This window comes from Spirosoma rhododendri, assembly GCF_012849055.1.
Taxonomy (GTDB): Bacteria; Bacteroidota; Bacteroidia; order Cytophagales; family Spirosomataceae; genus Spirosoma; species Spirosoma rhododendri.
Window position 1 is genome coordinate 2,963,552 of sequence record NZ_CP051677.1, and the last position, 16,550, is coordinate 2,980,101.

The 16,550-nt window shown below is 54.0% G+C and carries 15 protein-coding genes; 7 read left to right on the plus strand and 8 right to left on the minus strand.

From position 1 onward, the window contains the following. The first annotated feature begins 163 nt into the window (after positions 1-163). A complete protein-coding gene (gene ribD / locus HH216_RS12275; protein ID WP_254448397.1) occupies positions 164-1,291 on the plus strand; it encodes a bifunctional diaminohydroxyphosphoribosylaminopyrimidine deaminase/5-amino-6-(5-phosphoribosylamino)uracil reductase RibD in 1,128 nt (375 codons plus the stop codon). A gap of 176 nt (positions 1,292-1,467) precedes the next feature. On the opposite strand, the gene HH216_RS12280 is transcribed toward ribD, so the two are convergent. The 8 genes from HH216_RS12280 to HH216_RS12315 all read right to left on the minus strand — a co-directional run bounded on the left by HH216_RS12280 (position 1,468) and on the right by HH216_RS12315 (position 10,273). After that, positions 1,468-2,139 (minus strand): Uma2 family endonuclease, encoded by a 672-nt coding sequence (locus HH216_RS12280; RefSeq protein WP_169551076.1) that lies wholly within the window; start codon positions 2,137-2,139, stop codon positions 1,468-1,470. 128 nt (positions 2,140-2,267) lie between these two features. Beyond that, positions 2,268-2,774: a hypothetical protein gene (locus tag HH216_RS12285; protein WP_169551077.1), complete on the minus strand. Its 507-nt coding sequence runs from the start codon at positions 2,772-2,774 to the stop codon at positions 2,268-2,270. A 12-nt stretch (positions 2,775-2,786) separates the two neighbouring features. Next, the gene (locus tag HH216_RS12290; protein ID WP_169551078.1) at positions 2,787-5,735 is read right to left on the minus strand and encodes a TonB-dependent receptor; all 2,949 of its coding nucleotides are present in this window, start codon (positions 5,733-5,735) and stop codon (positions 2,787-2,789) included. A gap of 588 nt (positions 5,736-6,323) precedes the next feature. Beyond that, complete coding sequence (nagA, locus tag HH216_RS12295; RefSeq protein ID WP_169551079.1) at positions 6,324-7,487, minus strand: N-acetylglucosamine-6-phosphate deacetylase; 1,164 nt, start codon at positions 7,485-7,487, stop codon at positions 6,324-6,326. Positions 7,488-7,518: 31 nt separating this feature from the next. Next, entirely contained in the window at positions 7,519-7,803 is a 285-nt protein-coding gene (locus tag HH216_RS12300; RefSeq protein WP_169551080.1) for a putative quinol monooxygenase, read from the minus strand. A 138-nt stretch (positions 7,804-7,941) separates the two neighbouring features. Next, on the minus strand, positions 7,942-8,688 hold the full coding sequence (locus HH216_RS12305) for a shikimate dehydrogenase family protein (RefSeq protein ID WP_169551081.1): 747 nt from the start codon (positions 8,686-8,688) through the stop codon (positions 7,942-7,944). 89 nt (positions 8,689-8,777) lie between these two features. Next, positions 8,778-9,419 (minus strand): DedA family protein, encoded by a 642-nt coding sequence (locus tag HH216_RS12310; protein WP_169551082.1) that lies wholly within the window; start codon positions 9,417-9,419, stop codon positions 8,778-8,780. 89 nt (positions 9,420-9,508) lie between these two features. Beyond that, positions 9,509-10,273 carry a phosphosulfolactate synthase gene (locus tag HH216_RS12315; protein WP_169551083.1) on the minus strand — a complete coding sequence of 255 codons (765 nt, stop codon included), beginning with the start codon at positions 10,271-10,273 and terminating at the stop codon, positions 9,509-9,511. A gap of 130 nt (positions 10,274-10,403) precedes the next feature. Here HH216_RS12315 and HH216_RS12320 point away from each other — a divergent pair, with 130 nt between their 5' ends. From HH216_RS12320 to recG, 6 genes are all read left to right on the plus strand, one after another. Next, positions 10,404-10,853, plus strand: a complete 450-nt coding sequence (locus tag HH216_RS12320; RefSeq protein WP_169551084.1) for a PaaI family thioesterase — start codon at positions 10,404-10,406, stop codon at positions 10,851-10,853. Positions 10,854-10,964: 111 nt separating this feature from the next. Next, positions 10,965-11,282, plus strand: coding sequence for a 50S ribosomal protein L21 (gene rplU, locus HH216_RS12325; protein ID WP_169551085.1), 318 nt, complete (start codon positions 10,965-10,967; stop codon positions 11,280-11,282). A gap of 99 nt (positions 11,283-11,381) precedes the next feature. Continuing rightward, positions 11,382-11,705, plus strand: coding sequence for a 50S ribosomal protein L27 (rpmA, locus tag HH216_RS12330; protein ID WP_169551086.1), 324 nt, complete (start codon positions 11,382-11,384; stop codon positions 11,703-11,705). Positions 11,706-11,970: 265 nt separating this feature from the next. After that, positions 11,971-12,573, plus strand: a complete 603-nt coding sequence (locus HH216_RS12335) for a NifU family protein (protein ID WP_169551087.1) — start codon at positions 11,971-11,973, stop codon at positions 12,571-12,573. A 183-nt stretch (positions 12,574-12,756) separates the two neighbouring features. Next, on the plus strand, positions 12,757-14,187 hold the full coding sequence (locus HH216_RS12340) for a DUF5723 family protein (RefSeq protein ID WP_169551088.1): 1,431 nt from the start codon (positions 12,757-12,759) through the stop codon (positions 14,185-14,187). 89 nt (positions 14,188-14,276) lie between these two features. Beyond that, the gene (gene recG / locus HH216_RS12345; RefSeq protein WP_169553367.1) at positions 14,277-16,385 is read left to right on the plus strand and encodes an ATP-dependent DNA helicase RecG; all 2,109 of its coding nucleotides are present in this window, start codon (positions 14,277-14,279) and stop codon (positions 16,383-16,385) included. Positions 16,386-16,550: the final 165 nt, after the last annotated feature.

The window sequence follows — 16,550 nt, forward strand, 5'->3', positions numbered from 1 at the left end:
ATAAGTATTCCCCCGAAGATTTTTCTTATGCCTGTTGAGTAGTCACGATGTCGCCAACACGAAGGGTTCTTAAGTTGATGCGTATTCAACTGATTATCAGCAGAAAATAGGAATTTTAAGTAGTCGGTAGCCAGTGTAGCTGCTAAAAAATTGAACTGATAAAATGAGTGTTTTTACGCAGTCAATGGCCGCGCAGGTGCAATACATGCGTCGTGCGCTCGAACTGGCGACGCTGGGTCGGGGGCAGGTTAGTCCGAACCCCATGGTGGGTTGCGTCATTGTCCATGAACCAACGCAACGCATCATTGGCGAAGGCTGGCATCAACGCTACGGCGAAGCCCACGCCGAACGAAATGCTATTCAAGCGATACACCCCGACGATCTATCGCTGCTCCCCGACAGCACGGCCTATGTCACGCTGGAACCCTGCTCGCATTACGGGAAACAGCCGCCTTGCGCTAATTTGTTGATTGAGATGGGCGTCGGGCGGGTCGTCTGCTGCAACGACGATCCGAATCCACTGGTTGGGGGGCAAGGCTTTCAGAAACTCGAACAGGCCGGTATTCGCGTCGAGCGGGGGCTGCTGGCGGAAGAAGGGCGATTGCTGAACGCCCGCTTTTTCACATTCATGGAACAGCAGCGGCCGTATATCATCCTGAAATGGGCCGAGACAAGCGACGGATTCATTGGCGGACCGGGTGGGCAACCAGTATCGATCAGCGGGCCAAAGAGTCAGCGGCTGGTGCATAAATGGCGGAGTGAAGAGGACGCGATTATGGTCGGTACGAACACCGCCCGCAATGATAATCCGCGCTTAAACACGCGTCTATGGCCAATCCAGGCCGGGCCTGGCAAAAATCCCATCCGCATCGTCATCGACCGCCACGGCACACTGCCCGATGATCTGCATCTCTTCGACGGATCGCAGCGGACGATAATTTTAAAGAGTGAAAGAGTGAACCGGGACGCCGGACCGGAGCGAAAGAGCGATTTGATAGAGGCAGCTGAGTGCCAACCATTAGAATGGATAAACGCTAATTTTTCGACACCGGAATCGCTCTTTCACTCTTTCACTCTTTCGCTCTTTGAACAGCGCATTACCTCCGTTCTCGTCGAAGGCGGGGCTGCGTTGCTGAACTCGTTTCTGGCGGAAGGACTGTGGGACGAAATGCGGGTGTTTCGCAGCCCGAAGCTGCTGGGCGATGGTGTCAAAGCCCCGACTGTGCAGGGAAGACTGATCTGCCGGGAGATGATCGGCGACGATGAATTAACTGTTTATCGGCCGGTTTGAAAGGTGGATAAGCTGTATCGAGCGACAAGGTTATCTCCGATAGGCTAAACAGTAGGTGGACTGGTTGTCCCCGACAGCTTCCAGCTGTCGGAGACGCGCTAGCGGCTAATAGGGTACCTGAAAATAGCCTGACGGCTCCGACAGCTGGAAGCTGTCGGGGACAATCAAACAAGCAGTCAGCGAAGCAGGGTCGCCATTGTCTGCAAATTGACATCGGCGTCAAAAGCGGATCGGATGGGGATGGCAAAGCCCGGTAGTGCAAACGACCGGATCGTGCCTTCGCCTGCTTTCAGAATCAGTCGGTATTGCCCGTCGGTGAGGTGGTATTGTTCAATAGATTGCTCGTCGGCGTCGATAATCCAGTATTCTTCAACGCCATGCGCCTGATAGTCGTCGTATTTGATGCCCCCAACGGAGGTTGCCCGGTCACGCTTGGCTGTACCATCAGAGAGCACTTCGATAACCAGGTCAGGGGCGGGGAACAGGGTTTGTTTGTCTGTAAACGTGTCGGCTTTGGTGCGCCCGAAAAAGCAGATGTCCGGTTCGTAATCATTGCGGGTTAGGGCCGTCATGATTTTCTCAATCCCGACAAATCCCAGCTTGTTGTGCCGACGTACGTAGATGTCAACCAGGTGAAAAAGAAGACCGGTCGCTTCGTTGTGCGACTTCTTAACCGGCGAATGCAGCACGATTTCGCCGTTGATAAACTCAACCTTTTCCTGCTCGGTAATATCGTTGTAGAACGTTTCCCGCTTCTTGCGTTCTTCGTTCAGGGCGGCCTGAATCTCCTGCATAATCAAGTACGCATCCGGATACTCTAAAATCTGCTCGTCAAGGTGCTGGTGCATAGTGTGGTGGGTAAGTCCACGAATATACAAAAACAGTTTAAGGTTTGTTGTTCAAGGTTTAAGGTCAGTAGCGCAGACTAACGTTAAACCTTGAACCGCCCGGCGGCCCGGTACAAACCTTAAACCCATCACTGCGCCTGCGCTACCGGCGTGGCGTTGGCACCGATGTTGCCGCTGGCAATGACCGCGCTGCCCGCCATTATTTTGACGTTAGCGTTGTAGGTGCTCAGCTTATCGAAGAAACCGGCTTCGCTGATCGTGTAGTATTTGTTGGTTGCAAATGCGCCCGTGGCCCCGCTGACCGCGTCGAGGGGTTTCAGGGCCGTGGTTGAGCTTGCCGTTAGCGCACCCTGATAAATCGAAGAGGCATACGATGTGCCGCTTGCCGTGTTGTACAGGCCCATCTGCACCAGCGTTACCGACGAACTGTATTTGTAGAAAACAACCCGGCCGTAGACCGCACTGCCACTCACACCCGTCAGGCTGTAGGCTTTGTAGACAGACACTGTTCCCCCGCCGGGGGCCGCGTTCGATAGCGGTTCGTAGTTGGTTTGTTCGCAGGCCGTCGTCAGGCCGATCAGTGCGATCAGGATACCGGCCAGCAGGCTAAAACTTAGGTTGGTATATCGTTTCATGGGAGAGATAGCTTAGAAATTGAACATGACACGGCCGTAGTAATACGCTCCGTTAGACCCTTGCTGGTAACTCGAATACAGCGTGAAGCCCCGGTTTTCAGCGCGCAGTAGCTGCGGATATTTGTCGAGGATGTTGCTACCGCCGATCGAGAATTTCAGGTTGCGGTTCAGGGCGTATCCTAAACTCAGATCGAAAATGGCCTGCGACGAAAACGTCTGATCGTAGTAGTTCCCCTGATCGTCGGCCGATACGGACAGTGCCGTGATTTGCCCGAAGTAAGTACCCCGTATCATGGCGTCCCACTTACCCTGCCGGTACATCACCGAACCGATCAGCTTGGTGCGTGGTGTGCCGGTTTCGAACTGCCCGATTACGTCGCGGCTCAGGTACTTGCCAACGACCTGCTCAGGGGTCAGGTTCTGTACGTTCAGATTCAGCGTGTTGCGGCTCAGGATGGTGTTCTTGCTGAAAATGCCCGCGAGGCTATACGTCAGGCTGCTCTTGCCCGACAGGTTCTGTGTGTAGTTGCCCACGATCTCCAGCCCCTGCGACCGTACATTAGCTCCATTGACGAAAAACTGCGCTTCGCCACCTCCGATAACTTCGTTGTAGTTGTTGCCGACCTCTGACGCGTTGAAGAAGCTGGTCTGGAAAATCCGGCCGTCGACGTCGACGCGGTATGCATCGACCGTGACTTCAAAACCACGCATCGGCTGGTAGGTCAGGCCAAAGCCGTAGGTACGCGAATTTTCCTGCTTCAGCCCTTTGATGCCCAATGCCCGCGCAGCTGTGCTGTTGGTCGGGTAGGTCGTTACGTCGAGCGGCTGCGGCACCCCGTTGGCGTCGGGAATGAAGGCCGTTGTTGTGTGCGTGTAGTTGATCTCCTGCAACGACGGTGCCCGGAAGCCCGTTGCCACCGACCCCCGAATTGTCAGGGTAGGGGTGACGTTGTAGCGGGCGGCAATCTTGCCAATCGTTACCCCGCCAAAGTCGGAGTAGTTTTCGACGCGCAGGGCAGCCGCCAACAGCAGTTTGCGGGTTATTTCGAGTTCGGTGTCGAGGTAAGCGGCCATTGTTGTGCGGAAGGCGTTGCGCTCGTCTTTCGGGCCAAAACCGGAGAAGCACTGGCAGTTGGCCGCGAAGTTTTTCACCGTGATCTCCTGCCCGGCATACACCGATAGTGGTTTGCCGTCGGCTCCCACGATGGGCTGGGCGCTGCCGTCCTGCAAGGGTTTGCCATCCGGCCCGATCAGCAGGCCGGCCTGTGTAGCGGTCAGCACACCCGCATCGCCGTAGGCGTAGCTTTCTTCCTGCCCCCGGATGATTTTGTAGTTTTCGACCCGCATCTCCGCCCCAAACGCGACGTTCAGACCGTTTAGAACGCCTTTGAAATAGCGCGAGAAGTCGAGGTTTGTCGAGTTCTGGGTAAACTGGTTCGTGCCGATGTTCATGTTGACCGGCGAGTTGGCACCAATCGACGCGTTGAACGTGTTGACCATGCCGATCTGCGAGGTGTTGCTGCCGAACGTGTTGCTGAAGTCGACGCTGAACTCGCCTACCTTACTGCGAAGGCCAACCGTGTTTGATATGTCGCCGGTGTTGGTGGTCAGCTGCGGCCGAAAGCCGTTCGGATAGAGCAGGTAGTTGGAGCGGTCGGTTTGCCCCGGCCGGCGGTAGTAGCACGAGAAGCCTTTGAGGTACTTGTACGAAATACCGCCGAAGCTGTACAGCGTCGTGGTGGGGCTGATTTCGTACCCGGCGTTGTAGAAAGCCGAACCCAGCGTAATACCCGGCATCCCGGCATACACGGCGAAGTCAGCGGGCGTGTAATTGCGGGCGCTGAGCAATCCGGCCTGCGTTGCCAGTGAACTGCTCAGCGACGTATTACCAGTTACCTGCGCAGCAACCAGTTCCGGGTTGGTGATAATTGGCCGACCGTATTTGTCGGTGCGCAGGTTGTTGAGGTAGGTGTCGTCGTAAATCTGCCAGTCGTTGACGAACGGGCGTACGGTCGGTCGGCGCTGTGTGATCTGCCCCGTTATGTTGAGGTAGCCTTTATCCCCGATTTTGAAGCCGTAGTTGGCGTCGAACTGGTAGTTGAACCCATCGGGCTTACCCGCGCTGGTGAGGTCGCCCGCCTGCCCGCCGGAGTTCAGGTAGCCACCCGCCGTCAGACTGCTCGTTAGCTTATTGGTGCCTTTTTTCAGGATGATGTTGATGACCCCGGCTACAGCGTCGGAGCCATACTGGGCAGCAGCACCGTCGCGCAGAATCTCGACCCGATCGATGGCAGCCGCCGGAATCGTCATCATGTCAACCGATGTCGAGGGGCTCCCCACCGCCGTTGTTGTGATAAGCAGCGACGAAGTATGCCGACGCTTGCCGTTGACCAGCACCAATGTCTGGTTGGGGGCAAGGTTACGCAGCTGAACCGGGTCGACGTGTGAATCGAGGTCGCCACCCTGGTTGCGTACGGCGTTAAAGCTGGGGGCCACGAAAGCCAGCATCTGCGCGAGGTCCATCTGGGGCAGGTCGCCCATGATGTCCTTAATCGAAATAACGTCGACCGGTACAGGTGTTTCCAGAATTGTGCGCCCCGTATTGCGCGTGCCGGTCACGACCAGTTCGGTTAGTTGCGTAGCGTCCTCATCAAGCGTGATCGTAAGGCTGCTGCCCGTACCGACGCGCACTTCTTTTGATTTGAAGCCAATAAAGCTGACAACGAGTGTGCTGGTGGGGGCAGCTTCCAACGAAAACTCCCCCTGACTATCGGTAATGGCACCCCTCGTGCTGCCTTTAACCAATACGTTGACGCCCTGTATGGCTTCCTGATTGGTACCCACTACTTTACCCGTAATTCGTTTGGTTTGCGCCAGTACCGTGCCGGGGATGAGGGAGGCTAGCATTAGCACGGCCAGCAGCAGGCGCAGGCCGTTGTGAGCAGGTAATAGTTTAATCATGGTTGATTGACTGTTGGTTGGGAGATAGCTGAGGTTTACTCTTTGTTGATAAACTGGCTAAAAAGAGGAAGGCAGGCGATTGGCTGATTAATGAAACGACGAATAACAGATGGCGAATAGCAACTCGAAAAATGTAGACAATACGAAGCCTGTCAACCTTTTTTGGGGTTGGTTGGAAGAAGCGGAAAGCGGATCTGATACACTCAATGCATACGCATCAATTGAGTCGTATGATTGATAAACAAGGCCAGGAAGAGCAGTTGTGGCGGGCTCACGTTACGCGATCGGTGGCCCATTCGTTTTGTTGTACTTTATCAAATATGCTATTATTTATTTCGTAAAAAAATGAATAGATAGAATATTATATTGAGTTTATGGAATAATGTAATAGAAAATTATATGATTTATATTTTGCCCTGTTCTATTGAGTAAACGGGCACGAAAAAGCCGGTATACATGAATTAAAATTCATTAAATCAGCTAGTTAACGGACGATGTAGCGTTTTTTGAAATAGAACATAAGCAAGAACGGCCCTAAACGCGACAACTTACGTTTAGGGCCGTTTCTGTCGGCATATGCCACTTGATTTACTGCCAAACAGCCTGTACGTTCAGGGCTTTGTCGAGCCGGACAAGCCGGGCCGCGTAGCCTGCCTGTACCCGCCCAATCTGATCGCCCAGCCCGGCTACATCGGCCGGAATGCTCGTCGCCTTACGGAGTGCATCGGTCAGGGGCAGCCCCGCCTTCTCCACACACACACGCACACAATCGATCAGGGTCAATGCCGATCCCGCCAGTTTGCCTTCGTCATTCATGTATCGTCCGGGTCCATTTGGGTCGGTTGCGTAATGCACCACAAACTCGCCGAGCGTAAATGTGGGCCTGGGGCCGTCGACACCCGGAGGGGCGGCAAAGAGGGCGTCGGAAATTAGAAACAGCCGGTCGCCAAGCAGCCGGTGCGCGATACGAATTGTTGCCGGGTCACAGTGGTAGCCGTCGGCTACCAGGCTGGTGCAGACCGTCGGATGATCGAAGATGGCCCCCACCACACCCGGCTCGCGGCTTTCATACCCGCGCATGGCGTTGTACAAGTGCGTAGCCAGCGGAATCTGCCCCGTGTTAAGCGCGTCGGTCGCCTGTCGGTATGTCGCGTTACTGTGCCCCAGCGACAACCGCGTGTTGGGGTGTTTTAGGTCGAATAGCTGCTGAAGTCGTGCCGGGGGAAGCATTTCGGGGGCCAGCGTCAGAATCCGGATTATGTCGGCGTTGCGGCTGAACAGCGTATTCAGTTCGGCTTCGTCGGGAACGCGCACGAACGCGGCACTGTGCGCCCCCCGCTTGATGGGATTGAAATACGGCCCTTCGATATGAATGCCCGGTACACCCATCGGGTTTTCTGCCCGCACCACCTGCACGGCGTCCATCGCCTGCTGCATCACATCGAGCGACGTCGAATGGATGGTCGGCAGCAGGGTAGTTGTGCCGTTGCGGTTGTGCGTGTCGAAAATATGCCGGACCGTATCGGGCGTCGGAATCTCGTTGAGAAACAACTGAGAACCACCGTAAAGCTGCAAGTCGATCAGCCCCGGAACTAAGTAGTCGTCGGCCAGGTCAATTACCGTTGCGCCGGGTGCATCGACAGGCTGATCACTGACGGTTTGAATGCGTCCATCGGCGATGTGTACCGATGCATTGGTTAGAAAGCGGTCGTCCAGAAAGACGGTCGCACGTTGGAAAAGAATGTTGTTCATGACAACGTAAGTCGCCTGGGAGTTTACTCTACTACACGTCTTTTGTCGTCAACTCAACAGGCGCGGCCAGCCAGTCTTTCGCCAATTCGCCGAACGCCTTCATGTGCGGCATCTGATTGTGGGCGGCCAACCCGGCGGCATCGGTCCAGAGTTCGTGCATGATAAAGTGGTCGGGATGCTCTTCGCTGGTGTAGAGTTCGTAGAGCAGGCAGGCGTCTTCCTCGCGCACTTTCGCTACGAGGTTGAACAGGCCGTTACGCAAATCGGCTTCGGCACCGGGTTTTGCCTGAATGACAGCAAAAACGGATAGGGGCATAATTTCGGTATACGGTTTTCGGTGTATGGTTTACGGTTTACAGAGTTTCGTCTGTTAAGCAAAACTCGCCACGTAACGGACCGCGCCACGGTGGCCGCCGTAAACTGTATACCATAAACCGAATACCGTAATCTGTGTTTACTCCTGCCAGATTGCCCAGGCTTTTTCGGCTTGCAGCACCAGCATTTGATAGCCGTTCACGGCTGCTGCACCGCGCGCATGGCCGAGTTGCATAAAACGGGTTTCGGCGGGATTATAAACCAGATCATATAGCAAATGCCGATCGGTTAGCTGATCGTAGGGGAGGGCCGGAGCTTCGTCAGTATGCGGATACGTACCAACAGGGGAACAGTTAATCAGCAACTCGTACTGATCGATCACATCCGGTAATTCGTCGTAGGTGAGATTATCGGCCGTTTTGGTGCGCGAGACAACTTTGTAAGCTATTCCCAGGTCGGAAAGGGCCGCGACAACGGCTTTCGACGCACCACCCGTACCCAATACCAGCGCCCGTAGATCGGTAGTCGTGCGGTTCAGCGCGGCCAGCCAATCCTCTAGCGATTGCCGGAACCCGTAATAGTCGGAGTTGTATCCCGTTCGTGAACCGTCAGCTTCGATTTTAATCACGTTGACGGCTCCTACTTTTTCCGCCGATGCATCGAGCCGATCGAGGTAGGGTTGTACGGCCTGCTTATGGGGGATGGTTACGTTTAGTCCGCGCAAACCGGGTTGCTCCAATAGCGCAGGCAGGGCCGTCGCGACGTCGGGCATCTCGAACAGTTCGTAGCGGCTATCGGCGATGCCTTCGCGGGCAAATTTTTCGGTGAAATACCGCTGCGAAAAGGAGTGCGTCAGCGGGTAGCCAATCAGGCCGTAGGTGTTCATTAGTAAAAGTTTAAGGTCTGAAGTTCAAGGTTTAACGTCGGCAGCAGCGGCATAACCTTGAACTTCAGACCTTAAACCTTAAACGGGCGCTAGGCAAACCGCTTCTTAACGAACTCGAAGACAATCGGCAGCAGCGACAGGCCAACGATACCGAAGACGACGAATTCAAAATTCTTCTGCACAAACGGCAGGTTGCCGAAGAAATAGCCCACCAGCGTAATGCTCGTCACCCACAGAATAGCCCCCATGATGCAGTTCCGAATGTAGGTGCTGTAGATCATGCTGCCCGCCCCGGCCACGAAGGGCGCAATCGTGCGGACGATGGGAATGAAGCGGGCGATGATAACCGTCCGTCCGCCGTATTTGGCGTAAAACTTCTCGGTTTCGTAGATGTATTCGCGCTTGAAGAACAGAATCCGTTCGCGCATCTTGATCTGATTCCCCAGCGTTTTGCCGACGAAGTAATTGACATTGTCGCCCAGCAGGGCCGCCACGATCAGTAGCGGGATGATGACACCGACGCTCAGTTCGTTGGTATCGCGGGCCGCTAATGCTCCAGCGGCAAACAGCAGCGAATCGCCCGGAAGCAGCGGCATTACGATCAGCCCTGTTTCGGTAAACACGATCAGAAACAGGATCGCGTAGAGCAGTACACCGTATTCATTGGCCCACAGATCGAGGTGACGATCCAGGTGCAGCAAAAAATCAAGCAGCGATTTAAAAATGTCCATCCGGGGAATTGGTTTAACGTTTGTAGTTCAAGGCTTAAGGTTTTGATGGTCAACAACCTTGAACCTCAAACAATAAACCTTGAACGCGCTTAAAGCTTATCCAGAAAATGGGTGAAGGTGTCGCCACGGAGACCCAGGCGGATGGTTTCGAGGGGGATGACTTCGTGCGGGGCAATGTTGCCGACGTTGACGTTGGCGCCCAACAACTTCACGAACCACACCTGCTGCTCTTTCTGTGGAGCTTCCCAAAGCACGCTTTCTGAAGGTACCTGCGTCAGAATTTCTTCGACCAGTCCCTGCCGTACTTCGCCACTCGACCGGAACAGCCCGACCGTACCGCCTTCGCGGGCCTCGCCGATTACTTTCCAGGCACCAGCCTGTAGTTCAGACTTCATCAGCTGAATCCACTTATAGGGCGGGATGATCTTGGCTTCGTCTTTCGACCCCACCTCCGACAACACCGTTACCTGCGTTGCCAGCGTGCGGATGTATTCGCATTTGTCGTCCTGCGCCATGTCAATCGATCCGTCCGACACTTCGGCGTATTCCATGCCGTATCGGTCGAGAAGCTTGCGGTATTCATCGAACTGCTTGCGAACAACAAAGGCTTCGAACAGCGTACCGCCGAAATAAACAGGTATGTTGGCCGAGCGGTAGAGGGCCAGTTTTTCGGTCAGTTTGGGTGTAACAAAGGAGGTCGCCCAGCCTAGTTTAACGATGTCGGTGTAGTCGGCGGAGGTGGACAGAAAGTCTTCTACCTCCCGCAGGCTTAGTCCCTTGTCCATCACCATCGTCAGGCCGTTTTGTCGGGGCTTAACGGTGCGGTCGGGTATCTGCGTAAGCGTATAATTCATTCAGTTTGATTGAATAGGGTATTTCAAAAACGCCCAAAAGTAGCATAACTCTAACGAACCCCCCAAGAAAGTACACCGATAATCGCTTGTTCGGCCTTGTTTACTTGGTTTTGTACTATTTTTGTCCCGTATGGACACCACAAAAAATACCCGGCTCGATTTTTTTCGGGCGATGATTGGCCGCGACATGAGTGGTAGTATTTCACCGCTGGGCCGCTGGTTGAATGTTACGCTCCGGCAGGTTGACGAGGGGCTGCTGGTTGCCGACCTGATCGTGCGGGAAGACATGACCAATCCGGCCGGTATGTTGCATGGGGGAGCCACTTGCGCACTGCTCGATGATCTGGTTGGGGCGATGGTATTTTCGCTGAACCGGGAATACCTATATGTATCGGTCAATATGAACGTCGATTTTCTGCACGCGGCCCGGCTTGGCGATATGATTAGCATCCGGGCCGAGGCCATCCGGGCGGGGCGCAACATCGTTCATTGCGAAGGCCGAATCGTTGCCGAGGATGGCAAAATCATCGCTAAATGCTCGACCAATCTGGTACAGACAAATACGAAGCTGCCGTTTTGATTTTTTTGTGGCGATGGGTGCGCCAGTCTCCGCAAAAAACTGCGTAACGTCTTGCGTTTTTTTGTCGAAACCATTACTTTTGCCCCTCATTTCCAATTTTATACAAAAATCATGTACGCAATCGTAGAGATCGCAGGACAGCAATTCAAGATCCAGAAGGATCGCTTCATCTACACCCACCGGTTAGAAGGCGATGTGGACGCTGTACTTGCGGCCGACAAGGTGAAAGTTCTCCTTGTTGATAACGAAGGTAGCGTTGCCATCGGTGCGCCGACGGTAGCTGGAGCCGCTGTATCGGCCAAGATCGTTGAACACCTGAAAGGCGAGAAAGTGATCGTCTTCAAGAAGAAGCGTCGGAAAGGCTACAAAAAGAAAAACGGACACCGTCAGTACCTGACCAAAGTCCTGATTCAAGACATCACTCTTTAACTAGTCTAACGGTCAATGTTTAAAGTTTAAGGTTCAACATAACTTTAAATATTAAACCGCTACGGCGGACCGTTTCAGACCTTAAACTTCTTTGAAAAAATGGCACACAAGAAAGGTGTAGGTAGTTCCAAAAACGGCCGCGATTCACACAGCAAGCGCCTGGGCGTAAAGCTGTTCGGTGGTCAGTCGGCTATTGCTGGCAACATCATCATTCGTCAGCGGGGTACGAAGCATCACCCCGGTAAAAACGTAGGTCTGGGTAAAGACTACACGCTGTTCGCTCTGGTCGATGGCGTTGTTAAGTTCCGCCCCGGCCGGAACAGCCGTTCGTACGTAGACATCATCCCGGCAGGTCCGTCGGCTGTGGTAGCGCAGCCTTCGCCAGCAGTTCCCGCAGCTGCTGTAGCGGCTCCGGTTGAATAAACAACGGTCTGATGACCTGTTGAAAACCCGCCTGATTTCCGTCAGGCGGGTTTTTCGCGTTGTGCGTCAAACTAAAAAACAAACCCACCTGTTGGGGAAGAGAGTTGTGGCGATTTTAAGTTGTAAAGTCGTAAAGTTACAGAGTTTAAAAGTTGGCTACCGCGTTAGCCCATCCGGCGATCAACCGCACGCCAGCAACTTTACAACTTTGTAACCATCCAACTTTACAACTTCACGCATAACCCTATAACGTCAAAGAAAAGATATGAATTCTGCCCTGAGTCGCCCTGTTTCGGTATTTACCGAAGGTAGCCCTAACCCCAACTCGATGAAGTTCGTGCTCAGCGTCGAACTGGTGCCGAGCGGTCTTTCATTTGATTACGCAACCCCGGCCGATGCGCTCGTCGATAGTAAAGCGTCGCCCTTAGCTGTGGCTTTGTTTGGGTTTGAGTTCGTTCGTCGGGTGTTCATCGCCAGCAACTTCGTCACTGTCACGAAAGACGACGAGACCGACTGGGATGAGGTCATGTTCGAAGTAAAGCTGTTCCTGAAAGAATACCTGGGTGAGCAGAAGCCGGTGTTTTCGCAGCGTACGATGGATGCCAATACCACGAAGCTGGACATGGATTCGGAAACGGTGCAGAAGATCAAAGCCGTGCTCGATCAGTACATTCGGCCGGCCGTCGAAACGGACGGTGGCGCCATCAATTTTCACTCATTCGACGAACCCAGTGGCACGGTGAAAGTGCAGCTGCAAGGCTCATGCAGTGGCTGCCCATCGTCGACGCTCACACTAAAAGCTGGTATTGAAAACCTGCTCACCCGCCTGGTTCCGGAAGTGAAACTGGTCGAAGCGGAAGGGGTATAAATGAGTTTAACGTTGATGGTTTAAGGTTTAAAGTTGCCTGCTTCCAGCGGAAGAACCTTAAACGTTGAACCATAAACGTTAAACATACAATTGGCCGATGGCTCAGAAAAACCGTCTCTGGTGAATCCGGGGGCGGTTTTACCGTTTACTTTGCAGGAATATACCCATCGATAAAAACACTACATGAAGTATTCATTGATACTGGGAGCAATAGGACTGACGCTGTCGACAGTGTCGGGGCAGAATATGCTTGGTATCTCAACCAGCCGGTACGGTGGAACCAACCGGCTATATATCAACCCGGCATTAGCCGCCGATTCACCATCCCGCATCTTTCTGAACGGAGCCACTGGTAATCTCCATCTCGACAATAACTACGTCCGTTATCAGGCACCGTTTTCGCTGCTCCGGCTCGTCACCGACCGGGTGCCGGGCAGGTACCGAAACGCCGACGGGTCGGTGCGGTTCGACGAGTCGTACACGCAGGAAATCAACGACGGCAAACCCAAAAACGGTACCCTGTCGGGCGAAGTACGTGGACCGGCCCTGCTGATAAAAACCAGTGAGCGTAGTGCTGTTGCCGTCACTACCCGATTTCGGGGCATCGCGCAGGTTGTCGGTACATCGCAGGCGCTACTATCGTCGTTGCGGGCCAGCCTGAACGATGGTGCGCTGTACGGTATTCCCAGCCGAAACAACCAACTGAACGTCAACAGCAATACCTACGCAGAACTGGCCTTTACCTATGCGTCGACGCTGCTGGAAGGCGATGGACAGAAGATATTGATGGGCGCAACTGTGAAAGGGCTGCTGGGATACAACGCGCAGCATTTTATCAACAAAGGCATGACTTACCGTGTCACGGCTGACGCGGCAACGCCCGACATGCCGTATCTGGAAGTTACTCAACTCGATGCTACGCTGGGTTACACAACGTTCCTCCAGAACCGGGGTATAAGTCCCCGTACGCTGCTAAGCACCGATATTCCGGGGGTTGGTTTGGGGGCCGATATTGGGTTGACTTACGTTCGGCAATACGACAGCGACAGCCCATCGCTGCGTATCGGGGCAGCCATCACTGACATTGGCGGAATCAGCTACAAGGGCGAGGATTACATCTATACTTCCGCACAGCTGGATCAGTCGCCGATCCGCTTCCGGGGCAGCGATTTCATTAACGTAAGCGGTACGCTCGACATCGCCCAGACGGTACAGCAGAAACTCAGTGCCGGGCGTAGCCCCGACCGGACTCGTTTCGGAGCCGGGTTGCCTACGTCGCTCAACCTGACTGTCGATTACACGGAACCGTCGGGAGCGGGTATTGGTCTGACGTATTTGCAGGATCTGCGGTCGGTGCAGGCGCAGGCTGTACACCAGCCTACGCTAATCGCCGTGACGCCCCACTTCGATAAACGGTGGCTAAGTCTGTCGCTGCCGGTAGTGTACCTCAACCGGGGGGTCAGTGTGGGCGCGTCGGTGCGGGTAGGGCCAGTCTGGCTCGGTACCGACAACTTTTTGGGGCTGCTGGGTAACTCGTCCAACGGCATTCGCCCGCGTGGCCTGGACGTTTACGGGGGTATTGCCTTCGGGCTGGGCCGTGTCAACGACGAGTAGCCACCTCGGCTGGCTTCGGTCAGAATTCATGAAAAATGCGTAAATTTGGATAGTACCCTACTTGAAAACCGGGGTGCATGGGGTCTGCTATGACCGAACGAACGACCTTTTTCGATACACCACTCACGCAATTACGGAGTCTTGGGCCGCAACGTACTGAACTGATCAACAAGGAACTGAATCTGTTCACGTTTGGTGACCTGATTCAGTACTATCCGTTTCGGTACGACGACCGTTCGCGCTACTATACGATCAGCGAACTGATGGACAGTATGTCGTCGGCGCAGGTACGCGGTCGGCTGCGGGAATGGTGTGTGGAAGGAGAGGGGCCGAAAAAGCGACTGGTTGGTACGTTCACCGACGGTACCGGCACGATGAGCCTGGTCTGGTTTCAGGGGATTGCCTACATCGAGAAAACGCTTCGTCGCGATGGTGAATACATTGCTTACGGCAAGCCACAATCGTTCAGTGGTCAGTTCAGCATTATTCACCCTGAGCTGGAAAACACAGCTACCAGTTCGGCCAGCGAACCCGGCTTCTACCCGGTTTACAATCTGACCGAAAAGCTCCGTAAACGACACCTCGATAGCAAAGCCATCGGGAAAGTGATGCGCCAGTTGCTTGAGCTGTCGTGGAGTCATATTCACGAAACGCTCCCTGCCGATTTGATCGAGAAATACCGGCTTATCAGCAAGCGCGATGCTATCTGGAATATTCACCTGCCCCAAAATCAGGGATGGCTCAAGCAGGCGCAGCGCCGACTGAAATTTGAAGAGCTGTTTTATAATCAGTTGCGGCTGATTAAAAACAAGCTGATGCAGAAAGAAGAGTTTCCCGGTCAGGTTTTTCGGGATACGACGTTGATGAAGCATTTCTACAATGAACTGCTCCCGTTTGAACTGACGGGTGCGCAACAGCGTGTAATCCGCGAACTCTACGCCGATTTCCTGACGGGTAAGCAAATGAACCGGTTGTTGCAGGGCGACGTGGGTAGCGGCAAAACTATCGTTGCGTTTATCGCCTGCCTGATGGCGATTGGCAACGGAGCGCAGGCCTGTCTAATGGCCCCAACCGAAATTCTGGCCGATCAGCACTACAACGGCCTGAAACCTTTCGCCGACGCAATGGGCCTGAACATCGGCATCCTGACCGGGTCGACCAACAAGAAACGCCGGGTGGTGCTGCACGACGAGTTGCAATCGGGGAAGATGCATATTCTGGTTGGCACGCACGCGCTGCTGGAAGATGCCGTGCAGTACAAGAATCTTGGCCTGTGTATCATCGACGAGCAGCACCGGTTTGGTGTAGCGCAACGAGCCAAGCTGTGGGGTAAAAACGAAACGGTACCCCCACACATTCTGGTTATGACGGCGACGCCCATCCCCCGTACGCTAGCCATGACGCTTTACGGCAATCTCGACGTCTCGACCATCGATGAACTACCCAAAGGGCGGAAGCCGATCAAAACGGTACACAAGTTTGACAAACACCGCTCCGAAGTCTTTGGCTTTATGCGGCAGCAGCTCGAACTGGGCAGGCAGGTCTACGTAGTTTATCCGCTGATTGAAGAATCGGAAAAGCTGGACTACAAAGATTTGATGGATGGCTACGAAAGCATGCAGCGGGCGTTCCCCCGGCCTACCTACGAAATTGGCATTCTTCACGGCAAGATGCTGGCCTACGAAAAAGACGACGAGATGAAGCGGTTTCTGAAGCGCGAAACGCAGATTCTGGTCGCGACAACGGTTATCGAGGTCGGGGTCAATGTTCCGAACGCCAGCGTTATGGTTATCGAGAGCGCCGAACGGTTTGGGTTGTCGCAACTGCATCAGCTGCGCGGGCGCGTTGGGCGGGGGGCTGAGCAGTCGTACTGTATTATGATGACTGGCTACAAACTCAGCAGCGACACCCGCACTCGGCTTGAAACGATGGTTCGCACCAACAACGGGTTTGAAATTGCCGACGTCGACCTGCAACTACGCGGCCCCGGCGACCTGACCGGCACGCAGCAGAGTGGTGTGATGGACCTGATGATTGCCGACCTCGCTAAAGACGGCCCAATCCTGACGGCTGCCCGCGAATCTGCCCAAGCTATTCTGGCGGAAGACCCCGAGCTTGTATTACCCCAACATGCCCCTGTCCGTAATCAGGTCGACAACGTCCGCAAACACGGTAACAACTGGGGGCGGATCAGTTAGTTGCGACTTTTCGACGGCTGTAAAGCGAGAAAATAACTGATCAAAATAGGCTTATGAGTGAAAAAAATATCACTCGGTGGTAATCCAGCACAAGTAAACAGATATTAAAAGCGGCTTTAGATTCTGTTAAAAAACAGTTAACTGGATCTCTATCGCTTATGCAAA

Bases quoted from the DNA above. Each gene is read 5' to 3' on its own strand.
- ribD (WP_254448397.1), top strand. From the start codon at position 164: ATGAGTGTTTTTACGCAGTCAATGGCCGCGCAGGTGCAATACATGCGT.
- HH216_RS12280 (WP_169551076.1), bottom strand. From the start codon at position 2,139: ATGCACCAGCACCTTGACGAGCAGATTTTAGAGTATCCGGATGCGTAC.
- HH216_RS12285 (WP_169551077.1), bottom strand. From the start codon at position 2,774: ATGAAACGATATACCAACCTAAGTTTTAGCCTGCTGGCCGGTATCCTG.
- HH216_RS12290 (WP_169551078.1), bottom strand. From the start codon at position 5,735: ATGATTAAACTATTACCTGCTCACAACGGCCTGCGCCTGCTGCTGGCC.
- nagA (WP_169551079.1), bottom strand. From the start codon at position 7,487: ATGAACAACATTCTTTTCCAACGTGCGACCGTCTTTCTGGACGACCGC.
- HH216_RS12300 (WP_169551080.1), bottom strand. From the start codon at position 7,803: ATGCCCCTATCCGTTTTTGCTGTCATTCAGGCAAAACCCGGTGCCGAA.
- HH216_RS12305 (WP_169551081.1), bottom strand. From the start codon at position 8,688: ATGAACACCTACGGCCTGATTGGCTACCCGCTGACGCACTCCTTTTCG.
- HH216_RS12310 (WP_169551082.1), bottom strand. From the start codon at position 9,419: ATGGACATTTTTAAATCGCTGCTTGATTTTTTGCTGCACCTGGATCGT.
- HH216_RS12315 (WP_169551083.1), bottom strand. From the start codon at position 10,273: ATGAATTATACGCTTACGCAGATACCCGACCGCACCGTTAAGCCCCGA.
- HH216_RS12320 (WP_169551084.1), top strand. From the start codon at position 10,404: ATGGACACCACAAAAAATACCCGGCTCGATTTTTTTCGGGCGATGATT.
- rplU (WP_169551085.1), top strand. From the start codon at position 10,965: ATGTACGCAATCGTAGAGATCGCAGGACAGCAATTCAAGATCCAGAAG.
- rpmA (WP_169551086.1), top strand. From the start codon at position 11,382: ATGGCACACAAGAAAGGTGTAGGTAGTTCCAAAAACGGCCGCGATTCA.
- HH216_RS12335 (WP_169551087.1), top strand. From the start codon at position 11,971: ATGAATTCTGCCCTGAGTCGCCCTGTTTCGGTATTTACCGAAGGTAGC.
- HH216_RS12340 (WP_169551088.1), top strand. From the start codon at position 12,757: ATGAAGTATTCATTGATACTGGGAGCAATAGGACTGACGCTGTCGACA.
- recG (WP_169553367.1), top strand. From the start codon at position 14,277: ATGACCGAACGAACGACCTTTTTCGATACACCACTCACGCAATTACGG.